We start from the raw sequence: 15,638 nt of genomic DNA, 5'->3' as shown, positions 1-15,638 counted from the left end.
CCAATTAGAACCAGGCTTCAGGGATGATGATGATATCGCCGGGCAAAATGTCGACATTTCTGGTGATATCACCACTTCTCAGCAAATCACCTAACTGCAAGGCATAGGCTTTCTGCTGACCGCCAACCACACGGATCAGCCGTGCATCATTGCCATCGGCAAAATCTGTCAGACCACCGGCAGCCACCATCACATCCAGCAATGTCATATTTTCACGGTAATTGATTGCCATCGGTTGTTGTGCTTCGCCAATCACCCTGACCTGCTCGCTGTAAGGTCCGACAAAGCCATTCACGATGACGCTGACAATCGGATCCCGGACATACTCTGCCAGACGTGCTTCTAAACTGTTGGCCAGTTCAGTCGGCGTGCGGCCGGATGCCGGGACATCCTCCACCAGAGATGTCGTCAGCATGCCGTCCGGACGGACAACGTAAGTCCCAGAAATTTCAGGATTGCCCCAGACAAAGATATTCAGGGTATCGCCGGGACCAATCAGGTATTTGTATTGATTAATATTTTTTGTCAGAGAGGGTTGCGGGGTTGCCGTAGGTAAAGGTGGCAACGAGTTCGACGAACAACCAGCCAGAAGCACCATCAGTGTTGCAGCTGTCAAACTTGTAATCTTCGATAGGTGACCGCTTCTTGTCATAACAGCATCCATCCTGCATTTAAGTCCGTGTCTTACATGCCTTTTTCTAAGGCTTGATGGGTTCAGTGAAGTTGCAATGACTGCCGGCGAATGCCTCATTGAACTAATTTAACTATATATGATTTTTTTATTTTGCAGATTTTTTATGCTTGCCGATACTCATTACATAAGAGGCGATTAATTAATAAATTACACCTCGGATGTGGTGAATATGACAAAAGCAAAATTTCATGATTTAAATTTAAGTAACGCTGTACTCATTTTTTCAGACATATTAGTGCTTTCCGGCATATTCTGGTGTGTTCAGCTGATTGCAAACCACCCCGAGTCATCGGGGTCTTTGTATGTCTGGAATGTCATTAATGTTGTTCATCTCATTTATTTTACACTTCCCTTACAGCTGACTCTGTTATCAGTTGGCCTTTATAATGAAAAAATCAGAGAATCTTACAGTGGCATTGCCGCCAGAATATTAGTCGCCATAAGTTTGGCGTATATGCTCTCGACGAGTCTGTACCTGATCACACCCCTGTCCTTTCCTGAAGGGTTCAGCAGAGAATGGATGTACAGTACGGCACTCGTTGCGCTGGTCATCGTGCGCTATATCGCCATCCGTTCCCGTTATCAAATGCTGGGCAGACTAAAAGTCCTGATTTTAGGGGCCGGTGAGCGTGCCAGTCTGATCAATCGCTGTATGCGACGCCAGTCCGACCGCGTTCGGATTGATATTGTCGGCTATATCCCGATGTCGGGTGATAATCTGGAAACATCCGGTGTTTCTCCGATCATCCCGCTGAATGAACCGCTGGAAGATGTCGTCCGGCAACATCACATCAAAGAAATTGTTATTGCTGCCGATGAACGCCGGGGAAATCTCCCCATAGAAAGCCTGTCCCGGTGCAAAATGCAGGGGATTCAAATCATTGAGATCATCGATTTCATCGAGAGAGAGTCCGGACAGGTTGCCGTCGACCACATTCATCCGTCCTGGGTTATCTTCAACGCGCTGTCTGCACGCAATCGCACCCGGCAACAATTTTACTGGCTGTTTAACTGCTGTATCGCTTTATTGATTCTGCTGGCAACCTGGCCCTTGATAATCGCGGTCATCCTGATGATCAAATGGGAAGACGGCCTTAACGCGCCTGTTCTGTATTCGCAGGAACGTACCGGTCTGAAAGGCGAGCCGTTCTCCATCTATAAATTCAGAAGCATGCATCTGGATGCGGAAAAGGCAGGAGCACAAATGGCCAGCCGCGATGATCCCCGTATCACACGGGTAGGACAGTTCATCCGAAAATACAGACTCGATGAACTGCCACAACTTATCAATGTTCTGAAAGGCGATATGAACTTTGTTGGCCCCCGTCCTGAAAGGCCAGTATTTACCAATCAGTTCGAACAGTCTATTCCTTACTACAACCATCGCTTATATGTGAAACCCGGCCTGACCGGATGGGCCCAATTAAAATACCCTTATGGGGAAGGCATTGAAGATGCCATTGAAAAACTGAAGTTTGATCTTTATTACATTAAGCACAGAAGTCTGATGTTAGATATATTAATTTTGATCAGAACTTCTGAAATCGTTCTGTTTGGCAAGGGGCGTTAGTATGAGTTTTTTAAACGCGCCAAAATTTTCTTCAAAATTAAATGCCATGACGGTCGATGTTGAAGATTATTTCCATGTCTCCGCATTTTCGTCTGTTATTCGTCGCCAAGACTGGGGGACAACTTACCCCTTACGCGTTGATTACAGCACAAGAGAAGTCCTGGATATTTTTGCGCAGCATCATGTCAAAGCCACTTTTTTCGTCTTAGGCTGGGTCGCAGATGCCTGCCCTTCCCTGATCAGAGCCATTACAGAACAAGGCCATGAGCTTGCCTGCCATGGGTACGCGCACATCAAAGCCAATCAGCAAACCCGAGATGCCTTTTATCAGGATGTCAGCAGGAGCAAACATCTGCTCGAAGACATTTCTGGTAAAGAAGTCCATGGTTATCGTGCACCCAGTTTCTCGATCGATCCGAGTAACCTTTGGGCATTCGATATTCTTCAGTCACTGGGGTTTACCTTCAGCAGCAGCACTTACCCGGTCAGGCACGATCATTATGGCTGTCCGGACTGGCCGCGCTTTATCCACCAGCGGGCAGAAAGATTAATGGAAATACCGATCCCGACCTATCAGACCCTGGGAACGAATATTCCTATCGGTGGCGGCGGCTATTTTCGTTTTTATCCTTACGCATTCAGTAAACGGTTCATCCGCAGCTTCACCGAACGATACGACCAGCCCTTCTGTTTTTATTTTCATCCGTGGGAGATTGATGCCGGGCAACCCCGAATTTCGCAGGCGCCTTTGAAATCCCGTTTCCGGCATTACCTGAACCTTGAACATATGGCAGCACGGCTCCACAGTCTGCTGGAAGACTTCCGGTGGAGCACGATTAGCCAGGCCTATCAATTGAATGAGTATGACTATGAATCAGGACCTGACGATTCGCAAACTAACCCGGAAAGATTACACAGCCTGGGATCAGTACGTTAATACACATCAGCAAGGCAGTTTTTTTCATCTGTCCGGCTGGCTGGATGTCATCAATGACGTCTTTGGACATCAGCCCCACTACCTGATGGCTCAGCGGGAAGGTCAGGTGGTGGGCGTTTTGCCTATGTTTGAACAAAAAAGTGTTCTGTTTGGACATGCACTAGTTTCGACGCCTTTCTGTGTCTATGGCGGTGTGATTGCTGATCAGGACACGATCCGGCATCAGCTGGAAGCCGCTGCTCTGGAATTAGGCTGCAAGCTTCAGGTGGATTACATCGAACTGCGTGACCGTCAGGAACAAGATTGCCAGGCCCCCTGGATCAGGCACTGCCATCATGCCACGTTCAAAAACAAACTGGCGGATTCAGAAGATGACATTCTCTCCGGCATCAAACGCAAGCAACGCGCTGTCATTCGTCATGCCCAGAAAAATAACCTGAGCTGGGAAACGGAAGACAATCCTGACCTTTGTTTTGAACTCTATGCTGAGAGTGTGAGAAATCTGGGTACCCCGGTATTTCACCCCAGCCTGTTTCAGAAACTGAAACAGACTTTTGGCAAAAGCTGCGAAACTCTGGTGGTACGGGATACAAATGGGAAACCAGTCTCCGGCGTGCTCAGTTTTTACTATAAGAATCAGGTACTGCCTTATTACGGCGGCGGAACACAAGCAGCCCGGGACCTGAAAAGTAACGATTTTATGTACTACCAGTTAATGGTTCAGGCCAGGCAACGCGGCGCTGAACTGTTCGACTTTGGCCGCAGTAAAATTGATTCTGGCGCCTATCACTACAAAAAACACTGGGGTATGGAAGAGCAACCGCTGCATTACCGCATCGCACTGGTGAAGGCCAAAAGGCCGCCGAACCTCTCGCCCAATAACCCCAAATATCGCTATTTCATTCGAGCTTGGCAGAACCTGCCTTTAGGTCTGAGCAAACACATCGGGCCGATGTTATCCAAATACCTGGGCTGATCGGAGCAAGCACATGAAACCTTTCATCCTGTATCTGTGTCACCGAATCCCGTATCCGCCCAATAAAGGGGATAAAATTGCCAGCTATCATCTGCTGAAATACCTCAATCAGCACTATGAGGTCTGTCTGGGATGCTTTGTGGATGACCCTTACGATCTGCAATACCAGGATAAAGTCAAAGCGCTGTGCCACGAGGCTTTCTTTGTCCGCTTGCATCCCGCTGTTGCCCGCATCAAAGCCCTGACTGCCCTGCTGGGCCGTCATCCCATGACGCTGCCTTATTATCACCATCCGGCCATGTCAGCCTGGGTGAAATCCTGCCTGAAACGCAAGCAAATTGACAAAGCCATGGTGTTTTCCAGCAGTATGGCGCAATACCTGATGGATGCCCCATCTGCCTTGCATAAAGTGATGCACTTCGTCGACCTCGATTCTGAAAAATGGCGCCAGTACGCCGAGAAAAAAACCGGGCTGGCGAGTTATGTCTTTCAGCGGGAATACCGGACGCTGGCACGCTTTGAACAGCAAGTCTGCGACAAGTTTGATTTCAGTTGCTTTGTCACCGAAACAGAGAAAAATGCGTTCACGGCTCTGGTCCCACCGGCCTGTCACCCGAAGATCAAAACACTTGAAAATGGTATCGACAGCCAGTATTTCTCACCGGACGCAGATTTCTCTCGCCATACAATGCACCCGCTGTCCCATGACAACTACATTGTTTTTACCGGTGCGATGGACTACTGGGCCAATGTGGATGCCGTCAGCTGGTTTGCCCGTCAGGTCTGGCCAACCGTGCTTCAGCACCACCCGGACAGCAAATTCTATATTGTCGGTTCTTCCCCGACCTCACAGGTGAAAGCACTGTCCCGATTACCCGGTATTATCGTGACCGGGCGTGTCGAAGATGTGCGTCCCTACCTCTTTCACGCCAAAGCTGCCGTCGCCCCCATGCAGATTGCCCGGGGAATCCAAAACAAAATTTTAGAAGCCATGGCGATGGAAAAACCGGTCCTCACAACATCATTGGGTCTTGAAGGGCTGGAAGAGTATCCGTGCAATCATCCGCGTCACTATCCGGAACAAGCCCTGTATGTTGCCGATGACGCCAGAGCGATGGCTGACTGGATCTGCCAACGGTTAAAGGAGCCCGTCAAGGCTGCAACTGCATCCAGAAATTGGATCGAAAACCACTTCAGCTGGGACGCCAGGCTAGCGCCACTGCTCACCTATCTGGAAGCTCAGCATGGTTAACCGAATCTGGTTTCGCCTGGCATTACCACTGACAGCATGGCTTTGGCTGTACTGGCCTTCAATCAGCCATATGATGTCGGTCTGGATGAATTCGAAAACTTATGAGCATTGTTTTCTGATTTTACCCATCAGCCTGTGGCTGGTATGGCGGGAAAGAGAAACCATTCGTCGGACCCCGCTGACCGTCAGCTGGATCGCAGCCGTTTCGTTAATCATTCCCAGCATCCTGTGGCTGACAGGTCGCGCCGCAGGTTTCGGGCTTTTTGAGCATGTGGCAACAGTCCTCAGCCTCCAGCTACTGCTTTGGGCTTTATTGGGCACCGTCATTGCCCGCCGGCTCTGGTTTCCGTTACTCTTTCTGTTCTTCGCCATACCTTTCGGCGAAAGTCTGATTCCCCGCCTTCAGATCATCACCGCTGATCTTTCCGTGTGGCTGCTCAATCTCAGCCACATACCGGTTTACCGGGAAGGATTGTACATCACCATTCCCAACGGCCGGTTTTATGTGGCAGAGGCCTGTTCCGGGATACGTTTCCTGATGTCCAGCGTCGCACTGGGTACATTATTTGCGTATCTGCAGTTTACGAAAACCTACAAACGAATCCTGTTTGTGGCCTTCTCTTTCGTCTTCCCGATTCTCGCTAACGGTATTCGCGCCTACGGCATCGTCCTGATTGGCTACTTAAGTGACATGAAATACGCTGCAGGGGCCGATCACCTGATTTATGGCTGGGTTTTCTTCAGCCTGATCATCATGGTGATATTTTTCACGGCCAGTTTGTTTTCAGATGCCGAGCGTCCATCGACACTTCCCATGCCACGAAAAAACCAGATTTCACCCGTGAAAAAATGGGGGGTTATCAGCATCATTACCCTTCTCTTCAGCATCACAGCTATCTGGAATCAGCAACTGACTCAGCATCTGTCGCCCGAAGCGTCGGCAAACACAGACTTCAATCCCAATCAAAAGGTAACGCTGTCGGCATGGGGCATAGAATTTCCTCATGCCCAAATGTATCAACGTCAGGCAACTGCCGGGGGAAGAGCTGAAATTTTTACGGCGCGTTACAACATCTGGCAACAGGATGGCGAGCTGATCAGCAGCCTGAATCAACTCTTCAGCAAAAAAACCTGGTCAGTCAAAACCAGTCAGCCTGTCCACTTAGCCTCAGGCGTCAAAGCCAGAACCATGACGGTGACAAATGCCAGTGGCAGCACTATGCGTGTTCTATATTGGTATTGCGTCAACGATTTTTGCAGCAGCAACCCACTGACCATCAAACTGGTCAAAGCATCCTATCGATTAGCCGGACAGCAAGGATTTTCAAATGTCATCGCTATTGCCAGTTCAGAACTGAATGACACTGAAATCCGGCAAATTGCCGAACAGGACAAGGATGTGCCCGCGGCAGAAACCCAATAACAAAACAGAATTATCAGCAGCAATGGCGGTTTAAAGGGGAATTGTATGTGCGGTATCGCAGGGATTATGAATCTGCAGCGGGCGGATCAGATTGATTTAAGGCTGCTGCAGCACATTAACCGGCTCCAGCGCCATCGTGGTCCGGATGACGAGGGATATTACACCGATGAATGGGTAGGTCTGGCACACCGTCGTCTGTCCATTATTGATCTGTCAGGCGGGCACCAGCCGCTGTTTAATGAAGACCACACGGTCGCAGTTGTTTTCAATGGTGAAATTTATAACTTCAGTACATTAGCCAGTGAACTGAAAAATCTCGGACACCAGTTTCGCACCCTGAGCGACACGGAAGTGATTGTGCATGCGTGGGAACAATGGGGAACAGACTGCCTGAAGCGTTTTCGCGGGATGTTTGCTTTTGCCTTGTGGGATAAAAATACCCACACCCTGTTTCTTGCCCGGGATCGCCTGGGGAAAAAACCTTTGTTCTATACCGTCACCCGGAAAGGGCAGCTGATCTTTGCTTCAGAGATGAAAGTACTGGTCTCCCACCCGGATGTGGATTGCTCGCTGCGCAATGAAATGGCTGAAGAATACTTCATGTACGGCTACATTCCTGACCCTTTCACGGCTTATCGCAACATTTTCAAGCTCCCGGCCGGACATGCCCTGACCCTTCAGCCCGGCAGTCAGATCTCCCCCTTCCAGTATTGGGATTTGGCGGCGCCTGCATCAGCACTGAGCTGGCATGAAACACAGGAAGCGCTCATCGAGCAATTGCAAGAAGCCGTCAGGATCCGCATGATCGCCGATGTTCCTCTGGGGGCATTTCTGTCCGGCGGTGTTGATTCCAGTGCCGTGGTCGCCATGATGTCCGGGTTGCAGTCTGAGCCGGTCAACACCTGTGCGATCGGATTTGATCAGGCCAGATTTGATGAAACACGCTACGCCCGGCTGATTGCCGATCAATACCAGACGACACATTTTGAGCAACAGGTTAGTGCAGATGATGTCAGCCTGATCGAAATTATCGGCCGACTTTATGATGAGCCATTTGCTGATGATTCCGCACTCCCGACATTTCTGGTATGTCAGTTAGCCCGGCAGCGGGTCACTGTCGCACTGTCCGGCGATGGCGGGGATGAAGTATTTGCCGGTTATCGCCGCTACCGGTTTCATCTGGCAGAACAGAAAGTCAGAGACATGCTCCCTTCCCCTATCCGACAACCCGTGTTTGGCTTTCTCGGTCACATGTACCCCAAAGCGGACTGGGCGCCACAGCGTTTCCGGGCAAAAACGACCTTTCAGTCTCTGGCGCTGGATACGGTGGATGCTTATGCGAATACCATGTCGAAGATTCGGTATCAGGACAGACAGGCTTTATTCAGCCCGGCTTACCGGCACAGCCTGAATGGTTACACCGGCAACCACATCCTCCACCAGCATGCCCTCAATGCGCCAAGCGACGACCCGCTCAAACAGATCCAATATCTGGATTTTAAAACCTGGCTGCCGGGCGGTATTTTAACCAAAGTCGACCGCGCCAGTATGGCGAACTCGTTAGAAGTGCGGTCCCCTTTACTCGATCATCAGCTGCTCGAATGGGCATTCCGCATTCCTGCCCGGGACAATATCCGCAAGCAGGAAGGCAAGTACAGCTTCAAAAAAGCGCTGGAACCCTGGCTCCCTGAAGACATTCTCTATCGTCCGAAAATGGGGTTCAGCATGCCGCTATGCCACTGGTTCCGTCATCAGTTACGGCCCTTACTCCAGGAGCAGATCCTCTCGCCCGTGATGCTGGACAGCGGTTATTTTGCCCCTGAACAACTGAAAAAAATGATCGCAGAGCATACCAGCAACCGCCGGGACCATGGAGTGGCACTCTGGAGCCTTTTGATGTTTGCCCAGTTTTTGGGGAGGCAAACGTCATGAGAATCCTGACCATCTCCACCCTGTATCCGAACGCTGTCAATCCCAGGCACGGCATCTTCGTTGAAACCCGGCTCCGGCAACTGAAAAAGCATTATCCGGACATCAGGCTGACCGTCATCGCACCTGTCCCCTGGTTTCCTTTCGCACATCCGATGTTTGGCCAATACAGCGAATTTACGTCTGTCCCTTTGACTGAAATCCGTTACGGAATTCAGGTATATCATCCGAGGTATCTTGTTATCCCTAAAATAGGGATGAATCTGACACCTGTGACGCTCGGGTATACGCTCAAAAGACAGATTCGCAGCATGATGCGACAAGGATTTCAGTTTGATCTCATTGACGGCCATTACTATTTTCCGGACGGTGTCGCCATTACCGAAGCTGCGAGAGAATTCAACAAACCTTTCACGGTGACCGCGAGAGGAACAGACATCAATCTGCTCCCGACCTTCCCCAGTGCACGCAAACGCATTCAGGAGGTGATGACGGCCAGTCATCATAACCTGGCCGTCTGTGATGCGCTCCGGACCGCCATGATTGAACTGGGTGCTGAACCAGACAGAGTCAGCACCCTGCGAAACGGCGTTGATCTCGATCTCTTCAGCTTCAGTGATGAATATCAGCAGCAATTACTCAGAAAAGCACTGAGTCTGCCACTCAATATCCCGATTGTGATTTCTGTGGGCTTACTCGTCGAGCGGAAAGGCCACCATCTGGTCATTGAAGCGCTTCGTCAGCTTCCGGACGCTTTACTGCTGATAGCCGGCAACGGCCCCCAGAAAAAAGCCCTGACAGCCCTTGCAAAGCAATACGGAGTAGCCAACAGGGTGCGTTTTCTGGGGCGGCTCAGTCAGAAAGAGCTTTCTGGGTATTATGGTGCGGCGAGCGTCCTGACACTCGCCTCAGATCGGGAAGGCTGGGCAAACGTCTTGCTCGAATCCATGGCCTGCGGCACACCGGTGGTCGCAACCAATATCTGGGGAACGCCTGAAGTGGTTCGCCAGCCCCGCGCAGGTACGCTGGTCGAACGCAATGCTGCGGCGATTGCTGAAGGCATTCAGCACATCCTGGACAACCCTTTTCCCCGTGCAGCAACCCGGCATTACGCTGAACAGTTCGACTGGTCAGCGACATCTGAAGGTCAGTATCAGTTGTTCAATCGGCTCATCAGGGAGACCTCATGAAAATTCTGTACCATCATCGGGTTGCTTCTAAAGATGGGCAGTTTGTCCATATTGAGGCCATTCTGGATGCATTCGCGCAACAAGGCCATGAGATCATTCTTGTCGCCCCCGCAGTTTCGGAACAAGCGAGTTTCGGCGCAGATGGCGGCTGGGTCAGCCAGTTACGCCGCAATTTGCCGCGTTTTCTCTGTGAATTACTGGAATTGGGCTATAGTGCATACGATTTTTTCAGACTGTGCCGGGCCATCCTGAAACACCGGCCCGATGCAATTTACGAACGTTATAACCTGTTCCTGCCATCCGGTGTCATTGCCGGGAAAGTGTTTCACCTTCCGCTGATTCTGGAAATTAATGCCCCTCTGTTCAAAGAGCGCTGCCAGTATGGCGGACTCTCCTTCACCTGGCTCGCCCGCTGGTCTGAAGTCTTTACCTGGCGTAATGCCGACCACACACTGCCAGTGACTCATGTCCTTGCCGGGGATGTCCGTCGCGCAGGCGTTCCGGATGAGCGGATCACGGTCATCCCAAATGGCGTGGATACAATCTTGTTCCACCCCAGTACAAACCCAAAACATCCGGACTTTGCCGGACATCTGGTTGTCGGGTTTGTTGGTTTCTGCCGTGAATGGCATCAACTGGACCATGTTCTCGCGTTGATCGCTCAGGCAAATCGGCACCGGCATCCGGATGAGCTGCCCATCAAGCTTCTGATCGTCGGGGATGGCCCGGTGCTGAATGATCTCCGACAACAAGCAAAGGCACTGCAAGCTGAGCAACAAATCCACATCGTCGGTCTGGCTTCCCGGGACACCATGCCAGACTGGCTGGCACAGATTGATATTGCCATTCAGCCTGCCGTCACCCCCTGGTGTTCACCGTTAAAACTGATCGAGTATCTGGCCTGTGGTAAAGCGATTGTCGCACCGAACAGCGACAATATCAGAGAACTGCTGACTGACGGTGAAAATGCACTGTTGTTTCAGGAAGGGAAATTAAACGAGATGCTGACCTGTATCGAACGCCTGATATCCGATACACCACTTCGCCGATCCCTGAGCAATCAGGCAGCCAAAACAATCGACCAACGTAAACTGACCTGGCAACACAACGGCGAACGGATTATTTCTATTTTTCATCAGCTGCTGGAGCAAGAAAAAACACCCTGAACCAGTTATCAAATCGGTTATCGAAAACGGGACAGACACCAGAGAAACGAACCGGGACATTCACCGGTATTATTCCCAGAGACCTTGATTCAGGCAGGCGTTTGTTTGAAGAGAAAACACCTGTCTCATTCAAGCTCTGGAAGAATACCCCTGCACTTCCGCTGTATTCCGGCGCGAATTGTCCCGCAACACCATCACTTTCACCTGCATACTTAATCCGGCCATAGCAGCAGCCAGCGCCCAGAAGAGCTCAAGGTATGCCAGCGACAACGCTGCACCCGCTACACAAAATGCCAAGAGTGAAACCTGCATCATTCTGGCCAGATCAACCTGCCACCGGTATTGTTCGTTCCAAGGTGGCTGACTGAGCGTCACTATCACCCAGCGCATTTTCAGGAATGACAGCAAGATAATCAGCAAAAACAGCGCCAGCCCCACAAACCCATGATCCCCCAGAACCTGAAAATAGATACTGTGTGCGGCTCTGGATTGCTCTCCCGGAGGTGGTGTTTCAATAAAGTTGACTTTATCAACATCCACCGACAATCGTTCCCAGACCGTCGGAAAATAAGCCGCTTTAAACCCACCCCCCAAAAACGGACGATCCATCGCCATCAGGGTATGAACTTTCCAGGAATTTACACGATTAATGAATGACGTGTCATTTGTGGCCGCTGTTTCAATCGTTTCCATTCGGTCATACCACTGTTGCGGTAATATCAGGACAGACAGGCAAGCCACAACGCCGACTGCGAGCAAAGTCAGGGCTTTCCTTTTACTCTTGATCCAGAAATAACAGCCGATAATCGCCAGCGCCAGAAAACCGCCTCGGGAATAGGTGCCAAGAATCGCCAGAATGCAAAGCCCCACTACACCGACGAGACCGGCTCGAATCCACTTCTCTTCTACCGATTTGAGCTGGTACACAATGAGCGGAATGATCATACACAGCGCGGTCGCAAAGTGGTTATTATCCGTCAGCAAATGTCCTGTCGGGCCCTGTATTTTATGCCCGCCCATGCTGGCAATAAACTTCAGCCCTTCAATCGCCCCCATGAATCCCACCGACATAATGAGACCCCAGAGAAGCATTTCAAATTCATGCCGCTGCCTGATGATTAAAGCGATCATCATGAACATCAGAAACACTTTCGAAAATTTTTCCCACTCCAGCCACACCAGCTCTGGAATAATGATCGTGTTGTAAGTTGTCAGTCCGGTCAGAATCCAGAACATACAGGTAAACACGACGACCCCATCCATTAAAATCACTGGCTTGCGACGTGAAAACAGGTAAGTCAGAAAAGTGATGAGCGCAAAGGCGGTATTGTAGCTGATGGGTTTGGCAAAGCTGTAAACCCAGTAAGAGGGTACAAAAAGCCCCGACCACAACCAGAGCGAAACAGCCATATAAGGTCTTCGTAAGGATAAACAGGCTAAGATCATGAAAACACTTAAAAATACAAGATCCCTCATGACTCAGCCTCCGGTGCTTATTTGCGATGATGTGGTTTTGCTTGTTGTTTCGGCATCACTTCTTTGTCTTGTTTCACTGAACGAACACAAAGATAAACCAGTAAAAACAGTCCCAACGTGAAAAGAATCGACTCCATCACTCCCTCCACCATGCCAGCCCTGAGAAAAAAGCCATTTCAATACAGAGTTTTATGTCATTTTAAATTGATAATTTGTTGCCGGATTCACTCTTCTCACTATAGAACCGGATTGACTGACCCACAAAATTTTGACGATGATTAATTTATCAATGTAAACCTGACTGAAAACAAAAACGTCTGGTTTCAGGATGTCATCCGGAAAGACATTTTCAGTTGCTGCTGGTCAGCGGAATACGGAACATCCGGCCAAGCTGCACCTGAATGCTACGGTATTCTGGTATCCATCGGACTGACAATGGCAATATCAGAATCATCGCTATCGTATACACTGCCACACCGGTTGCCACACTCACGATCAGTCCCATCACATGACTCTCAATCTGCGCCGACACCAGACTGACGCAGAAATACATCAAAACGGATACAAGCAGCGGCAGGATAACAATTGGGAGAAAACGACTGGCTTTCAGACGAATCACAGCCAGGAAAATGATCGCCACACACACGAGAAAAATGCAGCCCACAATCAGCCGCACCATGGATAAACTTGCCGGGTCGTCATATCCAAGACCATAAAAGCCGACGATCACCAGAACAATCGCAACACAATCCCACAGAAAGAGTGAAGGCATCTTTGATTTTAAAATCAGCACCGTTTGCACCACCATGTACAGTGTCATGACGATCATCAGAAAAGAAAGATGCTGCATCACGGGAATCACAGCCAACCACTTCTGGCCCAGAATGACATGAACGAAATCTTCACTGATAGCACACATACCGAAAGAAACCGGCATCACCAGCAGCATCAGCAACGCCAGCTGAGAGTAAAGCCGTTCTTTGAAGAGCTGTTCATTGTCTTTAAATTTAGCAAAGACGGAGAATGCTCCCCGGTTCATCGGCGACAGGAAATCGGTATATGGCAGCCAGGAAAACTCCTGCGCCATATTGTAAAAACCGATATCACGGCTGCTGAGCAGATTCCCCAACACCAGCATATCCATCCGGGAACGCAGATATCCGGACACTGACACCAGATACAACCACTTAGATACATACCACTGCTCTTTCCAGTACCGGGTGCTCCAACGTGGCCGGAACGGGCAAAGCATATAGCTGGAGCTCACTTCCATGACAGCCATCAGCATCACACCGGCCACCAGCGCCCAGTAATTGCCGACGATGAACGCAAGCAGGATGGTACAAACCGTACCGAGGGTTTTCGCAACCATCAGCATCACGGTTTCCATTTTAAAATTGAAGTTTTTTTCAAACACATCCATGCCCACATTATGAAAGGCACGGAGCAGCGGGATCACACTGACAACTTTCACGACCAACGCCAATTTAGGCTCGTTGGCATATGAAGCAATATAGTCAGCTGAAAACCAGAGGATGACTGCACTCACCAGACGGAAAAGCAGATTAAGCGACCAGATGCTGTTCAGTTTTTCTTCATCTTCCGTGTTTTCCATCAGCACATACTGCTTTGTACCGACAGTAGACAGCGCAATAAAAAAATAGACGAAGAACATGGCGAAACCCGCAACGCCATAATCCTCAGGAGACAGCAGTCGGACAAGTACCAGCGTGCTGATCAGCCCGATACAACGGTTGTACCAGATCATCAGCAAGGTCCACTTCGCACCTGAAAAGATTGCCTGAGAATACTTATCAGCCATATCGACCGCCTTTAGGCTTCTGTCATCGCCATATCTTTCGCCAGTACAATCTCTCCGCCAAGCTCTTGCTGAAACCATTCAATATAACGACGCGTCGTCGTTTTCAGATTCAGACAGTCCTCAGCTGTCTGTGCATAAGGTGTTCTCCCCTCAACCACACTGGGGGAGTGAAATGACAGCACAAACACTTCCTGACCGATATTTAGCTGAGCCTGAGTGATCGCTAAAAGCTGAGATAGATCATTACCTTCCGGAGACAGCCGGTATTTTCTCAGTCGGAGCGCTTTACCGATGAAACGGGTGAGCCCCGTGTGATTCAACCGCTTACTCCATGACGGAAACTGATTGACTTTCATTTCAAGCCGCCTGGACACCGACAGCCATGAACTGGTGTGAGGAATATGACGGATGGCATTTTCAACGAAAGGCTGATTGGTTCGTTCACTGAAATCCGGACCACTCTGATGACTAAAGTCACAATAAGCACTGATGCTGAGATCGACCTGATAACCAAGCGAACGTAAATGCTGATTGGTCAAAGGGCCGATACCATATCGTCCTGCCAGATAGGTCACTGGCGTCATCCCGGACACAGACTGAATTTTCTCTGTCAGCAGGCGGATTTTTTCAAATTCAATTTCCGGGGAAAGATTGCAAGGATAAGATTCAAAATCGGATGCCTCTTCCTGAGTCGAGACAAAGGGCGGATTCACCCAGGGATGAAGGTGGGCAGCGAATTCCACTTGCTGATCAACCCGTGGCTGGTAATGGGAAATCACTTCCTGCCCGCCAGGACTATCGACAAAAGGATAATCCATCGCCAGGGTAATTTTGGCGCCGACATCAATTAACTCAGCCATAAAGGGAATCAGAACCTGATGATGGTTGACAGCATTATTCGCGCTGTTGAACCCCTGTTCCCAGTCAAATTCTTCTTCTGCATGAATCACGACCAGCAGTTTAGCGACCATCTCTTCCCCCTGGTTCCCTCTCAGTTTCAGAACGGTTCCGGCGTGGAAAGATTCCATATTCCGGATATTGGCACACGAAGTACGGTGAATTATTGCTTCTTAAAGATGGCACAAGAACTGCTGAGCAACCAAAGCGATCACAAAAAATTCTCCTGTACCGAACCATCAATTTTGTCATGCTGCAGCATAAAATTTTCATGCGGTACCGGGAGCAATACATCCTGTCCCAAAT

12 protein-coding genes are annotated in these 15,638 nt (G+C 49.8%); 8 read left to right on the top strand and 4 right to left on the bottom strand.

Annotation, left to right across the window (positions count from 1 at the left end):
• Positions 1-4: 4 nt before the first annotated feature.
• Positions 5-616, bottom strand: coding sequence for an XrtA/PEP-CTERM system exopolysaccharide export protein (locus SPK40_RS06645; RefSeq protein ID WP_248142546.1), 612 nt, complete (start codon positions 614-616; stop codon positions 5-7).
• A 247-nt stretch (positions 617-863) separates the two neighbouring features.
• On the opposite strand from SPK40_RS06645, the gene SPK40_RS06640 reads away from it, so the two are divergent.
• The 8 genes from SPK40_RS06640 to SPK40_RS06605 are packed head-to-tail and all read left to right on the top strand — an operon-like array spanning position 864 to position 11,137.
• Positions 864-2,264, top strand: a complete 1,401-nt coding sequence (locus SPK40_RS06640) for a TIGR03013 family XrtA/PEP-CTERM system glycosyltransferase (protein ID WP_248142547.1) — start codon at positions 864-866, stop codon at positions 2,262-2,264.
• Between the two features lies 1 nt (position 2,265).
• Positions 2,266-3,201 (top strand): XrtA system polysaccharide deacetylase, encoded by a 936-nt coding sequence (locus SPK40_RS06635; protein WP_248142548.1) that lies wholly within the window; start codon positions 2,266-2,268, stop codon positions 3,199-3,201.
• Positions 3,134-4,177: a FemAB family XrtA/PEP-CTERM system-associated protein gene (locus SPK40_RS06630; RefSeq protein ID WP_248142549.1), complete on the top strand. Its 1,044-nt coding sequence runs from the start codon at positions 3,134-3,136 to the stop codon at positions 4,175-4,177. The genes SPK40_RS06635 and SPK40_RS06630 overlap by 68 nt, the downstream gene beginning before the upstream one ends.
• 13 nt (positions 4,178-4,190) lie before the next feature.
• Positions 4,191-5,429, top strand: coding sequence for a TIGR03087 family PEP-CTERM/XrtA system glycosyltransferase (locus SPK40_RS06625; protein WP_248142550.1), 1,239 nt, complete (start codon positions 4,191-4,193; stop codon positions 5,427-5,429).
• Positions 5,422-6,852: an exosortase A gene (gene xrtA, locus SPK40_RS06620; RefSeq protein WP_248142551.1), complete on the top strand. Its 1,431-nt coding sequence runs from the start codon at positions 5,422-5,424 to the stop codon at positions 6,850-6,852. The genes SPK40_RS06625 and xrtA overlap by 8 nt, the downstream gene beginning before the upstream one ends.
• 45 nt (positions 6,853-6,897) lie before the next feature.
• A complete protein-coding gene (locus SPK40_RS06615; protein WP_330959885.1) occupies positions 6,898-8,784 on the top strand; it encodes an XrtA/PEP-CTERM system amidotransferase in 1,887 nt (628 codons plus the stop codon).
• On the top strand, positions 8,781-9,971 hold the full coding sequence (locus SPK40_RS06610) for a glycosyltransferase family 4 protein (protein WP_330959884.1): 1,191 nt from the start codon (positions 8,781-8,783) through the stop codon (positions 9,969-9,971). Before SPK40_RS06615 ends, SPK40_RS06610 begins: the two co-directional genes overlap by 4 nt.
• Positions 9,968-11,137, top strand: coding sequence for a glycosyltransferase family 4 protein (locus SPK40_RS06605; protein ID WP_330959883.1), 1,170 nt, complete (start codon positions 9,968-9,970; stop codon positions 11,135-11,137). Before SPK40_RS06610 ends, SPK40_RS06605 begins: the two co-directional genes overlap by 4 nt.
• A gap of 129 nt (positions 11,138-11,266) precedes the next feature.
• Here the strand turns inward: SPK40_RS06605 and SPK40_RS06600 are convergent, their stop codons facing one another.
• The 3 genes from SPK40_RS06600 to SPK40_RS06590 all read right to left on the bottom strand — a co-directional run bounded on the left by SPK40_RS06600 (position 11,267) and on the right by SPK40_RS06590 (position 15,463).
• Complete coding sequence (locus tag SPK40_RS06600) at positions 11,267-12,613, bottom strand: putative O-glycosylation ligase, exosortase A system-associated (protein ID WP_330959882.1); 1,347 nt, start codon at positions 12,611-12,613, stop codon at positions 11,267-11,269.
• Between the two features lie 349 nt (positions 12,614-12,962).
• Complete coding sequence (locus tag SPK40_RS06595; protein WP_248142555.1) at positions 12,963-14,435, bottom strand: oligosaccharide flippase family protein; 1,473 nt, start codon at positions 14,433-14,435, stop codon at positions 12,963-12,965.
• A gap of 11 nt (positions 14,436-14,446) precedes the next feature.
• Positions 14,447-15,463, bottom strand: coding sequence for a hypothetical protein (locus SPK40_RS06590; protein WP_330959881.1), 1,017 nt, complete (start codon positions 15,461-15,463; stop codon positions 14,447-14,449).
• Positions 15,464-15,638: the final 175 nt, after the last annotated feature.

It is taken from the genome of Photobacterium sp. 53610, from assembly GCF_036409375.1.
Lineage (GTDB): Bacteria > Pseudomonadota > Gammaproteobacteria > Enterobacterales > Vibrionaceae > Photobacterium.
The sequence above is the reverse complement of the archived record's forward strand: the minus strand, read 5'-3'. Positions and strand labels throughout refer to the sequence as shown.

Coding starts and splice junctions, on each gene's coding strand:
- SPK40_RS06595 (WP_248142555.1), bottom strand. CDS start 14,435: ATGGCTGATAAGTATTCTCAGGCAATCTTTTCAGGTGCGAAGTGGACC.
- SPK40_RS06615 (WP_330959885.1), top strand. CDS start 6,898: ATGTGCGGTATCGCAGGGATTATGAATCTGCAGCGGGCGGATCAGATT.
- SPK40_RS06590 (WP_330959881.1), bottom strand. CDS start 15,463: ATGGAATCTTTCCACGCCGGAACCGTTCTGAAACTGAGAGGGAACCAG.
- SPK40_RS06610 (WP_330959884.1), top strand. CDS start 8,781: ATGAGAATCCTGACCATCTCCACCCTGTATCCGAACGCTGTCAATCCC.
- SPK40_RS06630 (WP_248142549.1), top strand. CDS start 3,134: ATGAATCAGGACCTGACGATTCGCAAACTAACCCGGAAAGATTACACA.
- SPK40_RS06635 (WP_248142548.1), top strand. CDS start 2,266: ATGAGTTTTTTAAACGCGCCAAAATTTTCTTCAAAATTAAATGCCATG.
- xrtA (WP_248142551.1), top strand. CDS start 5,422: ATGGTTAACCGAATCTGGTTTCGCCTGGCATTACCACTGACAGCATGG.
- SPK40_RS06640 (WP_248142547.1), top strand. CDS start 864: ATGACAAAAGCAAAATTTCATGATTTAAATTTAAGTAACGCTGTACTC.
- SPK40_RS06605 (WP_330959883.1), top strand. CDS start 9,968: ATGAAAATTCTGTACCATCATCGGGTTGCTTCTAAAGATGGGCAGTTT.
- SPK40_RS06600 (WP_330959882.1), bottom strand. CDS start 12,613: ATGAGGGATCTTGTATTTTTAAGTGTTTTCATGATCTTAGCCTGTTTA.
- SPK40_RS06625 (WP_248142550.1), top strand. CDS start 4,191: ATGAAACCTTTCATCCTGTATCTGTGTCACCGAATCCCGTATCCGCCC.